This is a genomic window from Enterovirga sp., assembly GCF_035325185.1.
In the GTDB taxonomy this organism is placed as follows: domain Bacteria; phylum Pseudomonadota; class Alphaproteobacteria; order Rhizobiales; family Beijerinckiaceae; genus Enterovirga.
Genome location: NZ_DAOLAJ010000031.1, coordinates 24,476 through 35,875 on the forward strand (window position 1 = coordinate 24,476; position 11,400 = coordinate 35,875).

General features: G+C 68.8%; 11 protein-coding genes. 10 read left to right on the plus strand and 1 reads right to left on the minus strand.

Going from position 1 to position 11,400, the window contains the following annotated elements:
• Positions 1–56 precede the first annotated feature (56 nt).
• The 7 genes from PKD06_RS08485 (at position 57) to PKD06_RS08515 (ending at position 8,063) form a co-directional block, all read left to right on the plus strand.
• Positions 57–1,886 (plus strand): ABC transporter ATP-binding protein, encoded by a 1,830-nt coding sequence (locus PKD06_RS08485; protein WP_324379490.1) that lies wholly within the window; start codon positions 57–59, stop codon positions 1,884–1,886.
• An 89-nt stretch (positions 1,887–1,975) separates the two neighbouring features.
• The gene (locus PKD06_RS08490) at positions 1,976–3,034 is read left to right on the plus strand and encodes a glycosyltransferase family 4 protein (RefSeq protein ID WP_324379492.1); all 1,059 of its coding nucleotides are present in this window, start codon (positions 1,976–1,978) and stop codon (positions 3,032–3,034) included.
• A 106-nt stretch (positions 3,035–3,140) separates the two neighbouring features.
• Complete coding sequence (locus PKD06_RS08495) at positions 3,141–5,336, plus strand: amylo-alpha-1,6-glucosidase (RefSeq protein WP_324379494.1); 2,196 nt, start codon at positions 3,141–3,143, stop codon at positions 5,334–5,336.
• A gap of 101 nt (positions 5,337–5,437) precedes the next feature.
• Positions 5,438–5,728: a YggT family protein gene (locus tag PKD06_RS08500; RefSeq protein ID WP_324379496.1), complete on the plus strand. Its 291-nt coding sequence runs from the start codon at positions 5,438–5,440 to the stop codon at positions 5,726–5,728.
• A 7-nt stretch (positions 5,729–5,735) separates the two neighbouring features.
• Complete coding sequence (locus PKD06_RS08505; protein ID WP_324379498.1) at positions 5,736–6,059, plus strand: DUF167 family protein; 324 nt, start codon at positions 5,736–5,738, stop codon at positions 6,057–6,059.
• Positions 6,056–6,946, plus strand: coding sequence for a bifunctional methylenetetrahydrofolate dehydrogenase/methenyltetrahydrofolate cyclohydrolase FolD (folD, locus tag PKD06_RS08510; protein WP_324379500.1), 891 nt, complete (start codon positions 6,056–6,058; stop codon positions 6,944–6,946). The genes PKD06_RS08505 and folD overlap by 4 nt, the downstream gene beginning before the upstream one ends.
• Before the next feature lie 55 nt (positions 6,947–7,001).
• Positions 7,002–8,063 carry a MaoC family dehydratase gene (locus PKD06_RS08515; RefSeq protein WP_324379510.1) on the plus strand — a complete coding sequence of 354 codons (1,062 nt, stop codon included), beginning with the start codon at positions 7,002–7,004 and terminating at the stop codon, positions 8,061–8,063.
• Positions 8,064–8,113: 50 nt separating this feature from the next.
• Here PKD06_RS08515 and PKD06_RS08520 read toward each other — a convergent pair whose 3' ends face one another.
• Positions 8,114–9,028 carry a LysR substrate-binding domain-containing protein gene (locus PKD06_RS08520; RefSeq protein WP_324379502.1) on the minus strand — a complete coding sequence of 305 codons (915 nt, stop codon included), beginning with the start codon at positions 9,026–9,028 and terminating at the stop codon, positions 8,114–8,116.
• 160 nt (positions 9,029–9,188) lie between these two features.
• Here PKD06_RS08520 and PKD06_RS08525 point away from each other — a divergent pair, with 160 nt between their 5' ends.
• From PKD06_RS08525 to sdhD, 3 genes are all read left to right on the plus strand, one after another.
• On the plus strand, positions 9,189–10,472 hold the full coding sequence (locus PKD06_RS08525) for an SLC13 family permease (protein ID WP_324379504.1): 1,284 nt from the start codon (positions 9,189–9,191) through the stop codon (positions 10,470–10,472).
• A 100-nt stretch (positions 10,473–10,572) separates the two neighbouring features.
• Complete coding sequence (sdhC, locus tag PKD06_RS08530) at positions 10,573–10,971, plus strand: succinate dehydrogenase, cytochrome b556 subunit (protein ID WP_324379507.1); 399 nt, start codon at positions 10,573–10,575, stop codon at positions 10,969–10,971.
• Between the two features lie 10 nt (positions 10,972–10,981).
• Positions 10,982–11,400 (plus strand): succinate dehydrogenase, hydrophobic membrane anchor protein (gene sdhD, locus PKD06_RS08535; RefSeq protein ID WP_324379509.1); only part of this gene is annotated, 419 nt, incomplete at its 3' end.

Below are 11,400 nucleotides of genomic sequence, written 5' to 3' on the forward strand. Positions count from 1 at the left end.
AAGACTCCGCAATCGCGTTGTTCCCGAAAGGGCAACGCCAAGCGTCGGACGCCGCCATGCCGCAGCCCGCTACCGCCGCGACGCCGGAGCCGGACGTGCCCGACAGTCAGGAGATGAGTTGGTACGCAACGAGACCCTGGTCCTTTTTCTATTCCTATATCCGCCGCCGGCCGGTCGGGCATGCGGCGATCATCCTCGGCGTCGTCGGCGCGGTGATCTGCTCGGTCAGCACGCAATACGGCGTCAAGGCGCTCGTGGACGCGCTCGGCCGCGGGCCCTCGCAGGAGGCGGCGCAGGGATTCTTGCAAGGCGGGGTCTGGGGGGCGCTCGCGCTGTTGTGCGGCCTCATCGCGGCCGACAACCTGCTCTGGCGGGTGGCGGGTTTCCAGGCCCATTTCACCTTCGTCGGGGTCACGGGCGACCTGCGCCGGGATCTCTTCCGGCATCTCACGGGCCATGCCCCGGTCTTCTTCGCGGACCGTCCGCCCGGCACCATCGCGAGCCGGATCACGGCGACTTCGAACGCCTTCTTCACGATCGAGAACATGTTCGTCTGGAACGTGCTGCCGCCCTGCGCGGCGGCCGTGGCGGCGATCGCCCTGATCGGCACGGTGAGCCTGACCATGGCCGCGGTGCTGACCGCAGTCTTCGCGGTCGTGATCGTGGCGATGTTCAGGATCGCGGCGGCCGGCAAGCCCCTGCATCACGATTATGCGGACAAGGCGGCCTCGGTGGACGGCGACATCGTCGACGTCGTCGGCAACATGTCGCTGGTCAAGCAGTTCGGCGGCGTCAAGCGCGAGCGCATGCGCTTCGGCTTCACGCTCGACCGCGAGATGAACGCCCGCCGCAAGTCGCTCTTCTACCTGGAGCGCCTGCGCCTGACTCATGCGGTCGTCACCATCCTGGCGACCGTCGCGCTGCTGATCTGGGCCGTGCGCCTGTGGGAGGCGGGGCAGGCGACGGCGGGCGAGGTCATCCTCGTCTGCACGCTCGGCCTCTCGATTCTGAGCGCGACGCGCGACCTCGCGGTCGCCCTCGTGGACGTCACGCAGCATACCGCGCGCTTCGCGGAGGCGCTCCAGACGCTGCTCGTGCCGCACCAGCTCAGCAACCATCCCCAGGCCACGGAGCTGAAGACGCGCGGCGCCAGCATCGATTTCGACAGGATTTCCTTCGCTTATCCGGGTGTGAAGGGCGTCTTCAAGGACCTGAAGCTGAAGATCGAGCCCGGCGAGTGGGTCGGCGTGATCGGCCCCTCGGGCAGCGGCAAGTCCACTTTGTTCTCGCTGCTCCAGCGCTTCCACGACGTCGGCGGCGGGCGCATCCTCATCGACGGCCAGGACCTGCGCGAGGTGACGCAGGAGAGCCTGCGCCGGGCCATCACGGTCGTGCCGCAGGACATCTCGCTGCTCCACCGCAGCCTGCGCGACAACATCCGCTACGGCCGCCCCGACGCGACCGACGCGGAGGTGCGCAAGGCGCTGGAGGCGGCCCAATGCGCCGATTTCGTCGACGCCATGCCCGAGGGGCTGGACACGATCGTCGGCGACCGGGGCGTCAAGCTCTCCGGCGGCCAGCGCCAGCGCATCGCCATCGCCCGCGCGCTGCTGAAGGACTCGCCGATCCTCCTCCTCGACGAGGCGACCTCGGCCCTCGACACCCATTCGGAGGCGGAGGTGCGGGCTGCGCTCGCCTACCTGATGCAGGGGCGCACAGTGCTCGCCATCGCGCATCGCCTGCCGACGCTCGCGAATTTCGATCGCATCGTCACCATCAAGGACGGCGTCGTCGTGAAGGAAACACTCGGCGAGAGCGACCTCTCCTACGGCGCTACCGCTCCGACGCCCGCCGCGCCCCGGCTCGTGCCGGTCGCGGCGGCCTGAACCTCACCCGGTCTCCGGCCGTTTTCTAACCTCCCGGCCGGCGGCAGCGCAGGCCGGAACGAACCCTCTTGTCCATCGGAGTTGAACCCATGCGGATCGCACAGATTTCCCCCCTCGCCGAGGCCGTCCCGCCGAAGCTCTACGGCGGCACCGAGCGCGTCGTCTCCTGGCTGACCGAGGAGCTGGTACGGCAGGGCCACGACGTCACGCTCTTCGCGAGCGGCGATTCGGAGACCTCGGCCCGGCTCGTGCCAGGCGCCGAGCAGGGCCTTCGCCTGAGCAACATCCGCGACCACACCGCGCACAACCTCGTCATGCTCGACCGCGTGCGCAAGCGCGCCGACGAGTTCGACATCATCCATTGCCACATCGATATCCTGCAATATCCGATGTTCCAGGACATGGCGCACAAGATCGTGACGACGCTGCACGGGCGCCTCGACGTGCCGGATTTCGCCCCGGTCTTCGAGGAATATCCGCAGATGCCGCTGATCTCGATCTCGGACAGCCAGCGCGAGCCGATGGTGCCGGGCGTCAACTGGGTCGCGACCGTCTATCACGGCCTGCCGCCCACGGTCGCGCCCTTCAACCCGAAGGGGGGCGACTATCTCGCCTTCCTCGGTCGCATCTCCCCCGAGAAGCGGCCCGACCGCGCCATCGAGATCGCCAAGCGCTCCGGCATGAAGCTGCGCATGGCCGCCAAGGTGGACAAGGCGGACCAGGAATATTTCGACACGCAGATCGCCCCTCTCCTCAAGCATCCGCTGATCGAGTTCATCGGCGAGATCGACGAGCGCCAGAAGGTCGATTTCCTCGGCAATGCCGCTGCCTTCCTGTTCCCGATCGACTGGCGCGAGCCCTTCGGCCTCGTGATGATCGAGGCGATGTCGGCCGGCACGCCCGTCATCGCCTGGCGCAACGGCTCGGTCCCGGAGGTGATCGAGCACGGGGTCGGCGGCCTCATCGTCGAGTCGATGGACGAGGCCGTGGCCGGGGTCGATACGGCGCTCGGCATGGACCGTGCCGGAGTTCGTGCCTATTTCGAATCCCGCTTCACCGCGGAGAAGATGGCCAGCAACTATCTGGCCGCCTATAACTCCGTCATCGGATCGGGCGCCCGCGCGCCCCGGCTCGTGGCGGCCGAGTAGCATTTCAGGAGCGGGGCGCGCGCCGGACCGGGTCAGGCACGCGCCCCGCGCCCCACGGCGGTTGCAGCGCGGCAGCGCCCGGCATCACGAGGGCCGGGACCTCCACATGACAGAGACCACGTTTCCGCAGGAGCCGGTCGAGCTCGCTGCCGACGTCAAGCTGCCGGAGCATTACATCGAGGCGCAGACCTCGCTCGTCGAGCGGGTGCTGCGCACGCTGAAGCAGGGCGACACCTTCGCCGTCCTCGACACCTACGGCGACATCGGCACCTTCGGGGGGACGCCCGAGGGCCTCTTCATGCGCGACACGCGCTACCTGTCGCTCTTCGAGATGCGGTTCGAGGGGCAGAGGCCGCTCCTGCTCGGCTCGGTGATCCAGAACGACAACGCGGCCCTGACGGTCGACCTCACCAATCCCGACATCATCGTCGAGGACCGGACCGTCTTCCCGCGCGACATCGTCTCCATCGACCGGACCAAGGTGCTCTGGGAGGGCGCCTGTTACGAGCGCATCGGCTTCCGCAGCTTCGACGACCGGCCGCGCAGCTTCCGGGTCACGATCCGCTTCGACGCCGATTTCCGCGACCTCTTCGAGGTGCGCGGAAGCCACCGCGACAGGCGCGGGACCAGGACGGCGCGGATCGTCGATCCCTCGACGCTCGAATATGTCTATACGGGCCTCGACGGATTGCGGCGGCATACCCGGCTCATCTTCGATCCGCCCCCCCAGCGGCTCGAGGCCGGGCGGGCCGAGATCGAGATCACGCTGGGTGCCCGCGAGCGCCGGGCGATCTTCGTCGTCGTCTGCTGCGACGAGGGCCAGGCGCGCCGCCGCCCGAATTTCCTCACCGCCTTCCGTGCGGCGCGCCGTGAATTGCGCGGGATGCGCGCCCAGGCGACACGGATCGAAAGCGACAATTCCCTGTTCGACGAGGTGCTGACGCGATCCCTCTCCGATGTTTCGATGCTCGTGAGCCAGACCAGAGAAGGGCCCTATCCCTATGCGGGCGTGCCCTGGTTCAGCACGGTCTTCGGGCGGGACGGGATCATCACGGCCATGCTGATGCTCTGGCTCGATCCGGGCCTCGCGAAGGGCGTGCTCCGGTATCTCGCGGCGCACCAGGCCACCACGAGCGATCCGGCCGCCGATTCCCAGCCTGGCAAGATCCTGCACGAGCGCCGCTTCGGCGAGATGGCGATGCTCGGCGAGGTGCCCTTCAGGCATTATTACGGCACGGTGGATGCGACGCCGCTCTTCGTCATGCTGGCGGGGATGTATTTCGAGCGCACCGGGGATCGCGGCACGATCGAGGCCATCTGGCCGCAGATCGAGGCGGCGCTCGCCTGGTGCGACAAATACGGCGACCGCGACGGCGACGGCTTCGTCGAATATTTCCGCGAGACGCCGAACGGTCTCGCCAACCAGGGCTGGAAGGACAGCCAGGATTCCATCTTCCACGCCGACGGATCGCTGGCCACCGGCCCGATCGCGCTCTGCGAGGTGCAGGGCTATGTCTATGCCGCGAAGCGCGCCGCGGCGCATCTGGCGGCCGTGGTCGGCCATCCGGCCCGGGCCAAGCGCTGGGCGAGGCAGGCCGACGAGCTGAAGCGCCGCTTCGACGAAGCCTTCTGGTGCGAGGAAATCGGCACCTTCGCCCTCGCCCTCGACGGCGACAAGCGTCCCTGCCGCGTGCGCTCCTCGAATGCGGGCCACGCGCTCTTCACCGGCATCGCGGAGGCGAGCCGCGCTCCGGGCGTCGCCGCGGCGCTGCTGAGCCCGGAGGGTTTCAGCGGCTGGGGCATCCGCACGATCGCGCAGGGCGAGAGCCGCTACAACCCGATGTCCTACCATAACGGCTCGGTCTGGCCGCACGACAACGCCCTCGTCGGGCTGGGCTTCGCCCGCTACGGCATGAAGCGCGAGGCCGCGCGCGTCCTCGACGCCATGTTCCAGTCGGCCATCTACCAGGACCTGCGCCGCCTGCCGGAACTCTATTGCGGCTTCATCCGCAAGCCCTATCGCGGGCCGACCGCCTATCCGGTCGCCTGCTCGCCGCAGGCCTGGGCCGCGGCCGCGCCCTTCGGCCTGATTGCCGCCTGCCTCGGCCTCGAACTCTCCGCCGAGCGGCGCGAGATCCGCTTCACGCAGCCGCAGCTTCCCAATTTCCTGGAGGCGCTCATGCTGCGCAACCTGCGCCTCGGCGGCGCGCGGACGGACCTCCTGTTCCGCCGGGAGGATGACGACGTCACCCTGCGCATCCTGTCGCGCGAGGGCGAGGTGGGGGTTGTTCAGGTGCGCTGAGGGCGCTTCACCCGATCGCCCCGGCTCAGGGCCTGGACGCCTTGTCGGAGGGGGCGGCGCTCGCTACATGCCGCGAACCGTTCCCTTCTCCTGCGGATTCCATGCGCGCGCTTCTCGATGTCCTCATGCTGGCGTTGCAGCTCTATGTGTGGCTGCTGATCGCCTCGGCCATCATGAGCTGGCTGATCGCCTTCAACGTGGTCAACACGCGCAACGAGGTCGTGCGCACGATCTGGAACTTCCTCTACCAGATCACTGAGCCCGTGCTCCGGCCGATCCGCAACCTCCTGCCCAATCTCGGCGGCATCGACATCTCGCCGATCATCCTTCTCCTGATCATCTTCTTCATCCAGCGGGTGATCCAGATCTATCTCTATCCGGCGGTCTTCTGACCCGGCGATGGACGGAGTCTATCGCCGGACGGCCGGGGGCGTGACGGTCGCCGTGCGGGCGACCCCCCGGGGCGGCCGGGACGAGGTGCAGGGGCTCGAGCGGCTCTCGGACGGGCGGGCCGTGCTGCGCATCCGCGTAAAGGCCGCCGCCGCCGACGGCGCCGCGAACGAGGCGCTGCGGCGATGCCTCGCCGCGGCGCTCGACTGCCCGCCCTCGGCCGTCTCGCTCGTCTCGGGTGCCACATCCCGCCTGAAGACACTCGGCGTCGCCGGCGACCCGGAGGCGCTTGCCCGGCGCCTCGACGCGCTCTGCTCGGAGGCTCGCCCGTGAGCGCTACGATCATCGACGGAAAAGCCATCGCCGCCTCGCTCCGCGCGCGTGTCGCAGAGGCGGCGGCCGATCTCGCCGCCCGCGGGATCGTGCCGGGCCTCGCCGTCATCCTCGTTGGCGAGGACCCGGCGAGCCGCGTCTATGTCGCCTCGAAGAAGAAGATGACGGCCGCGGCCGGGATGCGCTCGATCGACCACACCCTGCCCCCCGACACGACGCAGGAGCGGCTTCTCGCCCTGATCGCCGAGCTGAACCGCGACGAGGGAGTGGACGGCATCCTGGTGCAGCTTCCGCTGCCGCCGCAGATCGATGCGGGGCAGGTCCTTCTCGCGATTGATCCTGCCAAGGATGTCGACGGCTTCCATCCGCTGAATGCAGGCCGCCTGGCGACCGGGGAGCCCGGCCTCGTCCCCTGCACGCCGCTCGGCTGCGTGATCCTGGCCAAGACCGTCGCGCCGAGCCTCACGGGGTTAAACGCGGTGGTGGTCGGGCGCTCGAACATCGTCGGCAAGCCGGTGGCGCAGCTTCTTTTGGCCGAGAGCGCGACGGTGACGATCGCCCATTCGCGCACCCGCGACCTGCCCGGCCTCTGCCGCGGCGCCGACCTCCTCGTCGCGGCTGTCGGACGGCCGGAGATGATCCGCGGCGACTGGATCAGGCCGGGCGCCGTCGTGATCGACGTCGGCATCAACCGCCTCGCGGGGGAGGGGGGCACGAGCCGGCTCGTCGGCGACGTCGCTTTCGCCGAGGCTGTGGAGGTCGCAGGCGCGATCACGCCCGTTCCCGGCGGCGTCGGCCCGATGACCATCGCCTGCCTCCTCGCCAACACGGTCCGGGCGGCGCGGGCGCGGCGGGGCCTGCCGGAGGTGATTTTCGAACCGGCGTGAGGCTTGCGTTTCTCCTCCCGGCAGGATTGAGACGGCCGGAAGGGCGGGGGTGACGATGAAGACGAATGCGGGCAATTTCTTCGAGGATTTCCGGCTCGGCCAGGTGATCCGGCACGCGACGCCGCGCACGGTGACGGCGGGCGACGTCTCGCTCGCCATCTCCATCTACGGCTCGCGCTTCGCGCTGCAATCGGCCGATACCTTCGCCCATGCGGTCGGCTATCCGGCGAGCCCGGTCGACGACATCCTCGTCTTCAACATGGTCTTCGGGAAGTCCGTGCCGGACATCTCGCTGAACGCGGTGGCCAATCTCGGCTATGCGGGCGGGCGCTTCCTGCGGCCGGTCTATCCGGGCGACACCCTGAGCGCGACCTCGGAAGTCATCGGGCTCAAGGCCAATGCCTCGGGCAAGACCGGCATCGTCTATGTGCGTACCCGCGGCACCAAGAACCGCGACGAGCCGGTGCTCGATTACTGCCGCTGGGTCATGGTGAACAAGCGCGACGCCTCCGCCCCCAACCCGCCGGATCACGTGCCGAATCTGCCGCGCGTCGTGGACGGGGCGAGCCTGGGAGAGGGCTTTCCCCGCATCGATCCGGGCACCTGGGACAACGACCTCTCCGGCAGCCCGCACCGCTTCGGTGACTACGAAGTGGGCGAGAAGATCGACCATGTCGACGGCATGACGATCGAGGAGGCGGAGCACCAGATGGCGACGCGCCTTTACCAGAACACCGCCAAGGTCCATTTCGACGGCCATGCGGCGAAGGACACGCGCTTCGGCAAGCGGCTCGTCTATGGCGGGCATATCATTGCGACGGCGCGCGCGCTGAGCTTCAACGGCCTCGGCAATGCCTGCCGCATCGCCGCGATCAACGGCGGCCGCCATGTCGCGCCGAGCTTCGCGGGCGACACGATCTATGCCTGGAGCGAGGTGCTGGAGAAGGCCGAGATCCCGCGCCGGCCCGATATCGGCGCGCTCCGCCTGCGCACCATCGCGGCCAAGAACCACCCCTGCCGGGATTTCCCCGGACGGGAGGGCGAGGGCTATCACCCCGCCGTGGTGCTCGAACTCGACTACTGGGTGCTGATGATCCGCTGGGCCAGGCAGCGCTGAGCGGCGGGGGCGATCCCCCTATCCATCGACCGGGTTGATGACGGTTGGCTTTATTGGCCAACGGGGGCCGGGGGCCGGCCCTGCCAATCCCGCATCAGGTCGACGAGGAGGCGCGAGCTGGGGGCGAGCGCCCGGTAGCTGCGCAGGCAGATGGTCAGGTCGCGCACGGCCCAGGGGTCGTCGAGGGCGACGACGACGATGTCGGAGGTCTTCTGGGCGAGGCGCGCGGTCGTCTCGGGCACGATGCCGATCCCGACTCCGGCCTCGACCATGCGGCAGACGGCGTCGAAGCTGCGCAACTGGACGCGAAGGCGCAGCGCCCGCCCCGCCCGGGCCGCCTTGACCGCGAGGAAGCGCTGGAGGGCGCTCGCGCGGTCGAGCCCGACGAAATCGAGGCCCATCACCTCCGCGAAGGGAATCGAGCCCCGCCCGGCGAGCGGGTGGCTGCGCGCGGCCACGACCACGAAGCGGTCGGTCGCGAAGGGATAGGTTTCGAGCCGCGCCGTCTCGACGGTGCCGGCCACGATCCCGATCTCTGCCACGCCCTCGGCGACGAGCCCGACGATCTCGTCGGAAAGCCGCTCCTCGATCTCCACCGAGATGTTGGGATGGCGCGCAAGGAAGGTGCCCAGCACCTCGGGCAGGAAGCCGGTCAGCGCATTGGTGTTCGACAGGACCTTGATCTCCCCCGCGAGCCCACCGACGAAGGCGCCGAGATCCTCGCGCAGCCGCTCGGCCTGGGCGAGGATCGTGCGGGCATGGGAGAGGAGCGTGCGCCCCGCCGCGGTCGGGGTGACCCCGAGGCGGGTGCGCAGCAGGAGCTTGGCGCCGATCGCCTCCTCCATGCCGCGGATGCGCGTCGAGGCCGCGGCGAGCGCCAGATGCGCCCGCTCCGCCCCGCGCGTGATGGAGCCGGCCTCGACCACGTGTCGGAAGAGCCCGAGATCGACGAGATCGAAATGCATGGACCTCGCATCCTTCGCCATTGGCGAAGGCAATCTAGTCGAATTCCAGATTGTGTCGAAGCAAATTCGACGGCACTCCTTCGCCGGTGACGAATTTCGACGACATAGCCGGCCCGGCCTGCCCAGGTGGTCCCGCCGCTCTGCGGGGGGAGGGTGTCCGGTGCTGACCGCCTCCGCCATCGCGGCCGTCTGCATCTTCCTGTGGGCGACGGGGCTCGTGCCCGAGATCGTCGTCACGCTGGGCTTCTTCGCCTCCGCGACCCTGTCGGGCGTCGCCAAGCCTGCGACCATCTTCTCAGGTTTTGCCTCCTCGGCCTTCTGGCTGGTCCTCTCCGGCATGATCGTGGGCGCGGCCATGGTGCGCACGGGGCTCGGGGCTCGGATCGCGCGGTTCCTGTCCCGGCCGCTCTCGCGCTCCTACCCGCTCTTCGTCACCGGGCTCGTCACGCTGGCCTTCCTGCTGGCTTTCGTGATGCCCTCCAATCTGGGGCGCATCGCTTTGCTCGTGCCGATCGTGCTGGCCCTGGCCGACGAGCTGGGGCTCGACGAGGGCCGTCCGGGGCGAATCGGCGCGATTCTCGCGGTCGGGGTCGCGACGCCGATTCTCTCCGCCTCGATCCTGCCTGCCAATGTGCCGAACATGGTGATGGCGGGCACCGCAGAGACGCTCTACGGCATTCATATCGCCTATATGCCCTATCTCCTGCTGCACGCGCCCGTGCTGGCCTTCGTCAAGGGGGCGATCCTGGTTGCGTGCGTCTGCCTCGTCTTTCCCGACAAGGTGAGCCGGGTCGCTGCCGCCTCCGGCCCTCACCGGCCGCTCTCGCCCGAGGAAATCCGCCTCGCCGTCATCCTCGCCGTGACGCTGGGCTTGTGGATGACAGACAGCCTGCACGGCATGCAGCCCGCCTGGGTGGGGCTCGGCGCGGCGGTGGTCTGCATCCTGCCGCGGGTCGGCGTCGTGCCGCCCGAGGTGTTCGGCACGATCGGCCTGCGGACCTGCTTCTATATCGCCGCGATTCTCGGGACCGTCTCGGTCCTGGTCGAGACCGGGGCGGGCGCCGCGCTCGGCCGGGCCCTCCTGTCGGTCGCCCCGCTCGCGCCGGGGGAGACCGCCCGCAACTTCGCGGTCCTCGTCGGGATCTCCTCGGTCCTCACCCTCGCGACCACCGCCAACGGGGCGCCGGCCCTCTTCACCGCCCTCGCCGGAGAACTGTCCCAGGCCAGCGGGTTTCCGCTCTTCGACGTCGTGATGATCCAGGTGATCGGCTTCTCGACGATCTTCTTCCCCTACCAGGCGCCGCCCATCCTCGTCGCCTCGGAACTGGGACGGGTGAGGCTCGCCACCGCCGCGCGGCTGACGGTCCCCTTTGGCGTCGCCTCGTTCCTGATCGCCGTGCCGCTGTCCTATCTGTGGTGGCGGCTCCTCGGGAGGCTGCCGTGATCTTCTGCTGCATTTTGCAAGATGGCGCGTTGCCGCTGAGCGGACGACGAGCTAGGAACCATTCAAAAGAACCCCTTTCCCGTGACGCCCGGAGGATCTGATGGCCGACGCGAAGGCACCCCCCGCCAGACCGCTTTCCCCCCATCTCCAGATCTATCGCTGGACCTGGACCATGGCCATGTCCGTGGCGCACCGGGTGACCGGCTGCGCGCTGTATTTCGGGACGGTGCTGGTGGCGATCTGGCTGGCGGCGCTCGCCTCGGGGCCGCATGCCTATGACCGGGTCTCCTGGTTCTTCGGCTCCCCGCTCGGGCTCCTGATCATGTTCGGCTATACGTGGGTGCTGATGCACCACCTGCTGGGCGGCATCCGCCACCTGGTCTGGGATACGGGATACGGCTTCGACTACGAAAACCGGATGCGGATGGCGAGGATGACCCTCGTCCTCTCTCCCATCCTGACGGTCGCCCTGTGGGTGATCGCCCTTGTCATGCGCTGAGGAGGCCGAGATGACCGACACGACCGGCAAGACGGCCTCGATCCGTACCGACCGCTCCCGCGTGCGGGGCCTCGGCGCCGCCCATCACGGCGTCGAGCACTGGTGGGCGCAGCGCGTGACCGCGATCTCCAACCTCATCCTGGGCTTCTGCTTCATCGTCATCATCGGCTCGGCGGCCGGGCGGCCCTGGCCTGAGGCGGCGGCGATCGTCTCCGGTCCGGTCACCTCGGTGCTGCTCGGGCTCTTCGTGATCTCGGTGACCTATCACATGCGGCTCGGCATGCAGGTCGTGATCGAGGATTACCTCCACGAGCACAGGCTGAAATTCGCCGCCACCATCGCCAACACCTTCTTCGCGGTCCTGATCGCCGGCCTGTGCCTTTTCGCGCTCGCCAAGCTCAGCCTCTTCCGCGCGCTCCTGCCCGCCTA

Excerpts from the sequence above, each read along its gene's own strand:
- PKD06_RS08485 (WP_324379490.1), top strand. The coding sequence starts at position 57 with ATGCCGCAGCCCGCTACCGCCGCGACGCCGGAGCCGGACGTGCCCGAC.
- PKD06_RS08490 (WP_324379492.1), top strand. The coding sequence starts at position 1,976 with ATGCGGATCGCACAGATTTCCCCCCTCGCCGAGGCCGTCCCGCCGAAG.
- PKD06_RS08495 (WP_324379494.1), top strand. The coding sequence starts at position 3,141 with ATGACAGAGACCACGTTTCCGCAGGAGCCGGTCGAGCTCGCTGCCGAC.
- PKD06_RS08500 (WP_324379496.1), top strand. The coding sequence starts at position 5,438 with ATGCGCGCGCTTCTCGATGTCCTCATGCTGGCGTTGCAGCTCTATGTG.
- PKD06_RS08505 (WP_324379498.1), top strand. The coding sequence starts at position 5,736 with ATGGACGGAGTCTATCGCCGGACGGCCGGGGGCGTGACGGTCGCCGTG.
- PKD06_RS08515 (WP_324379510.1), top strand. The coding sequence starts at position 7,002 with ATGAAGACGAATGCGGGCAATTTCTTCGAGGATTTCCGGCTCGGCCAG.
- PKD06_RS08520 (WP_324379502.1), bottom strand. The coding sequence starts at position 9,028 with ATGCATTTCGATCTCGTCGATCTCGGGCTCTTCCGACACGTGGTCGAG.
- sdhC (WP_324379507.1), top strand. The coding sequence starts at position 10,573 with ATGGCCGACGCGAAGGCACCCCCCGCCAGACCGCTTTCCCCCCATCTC.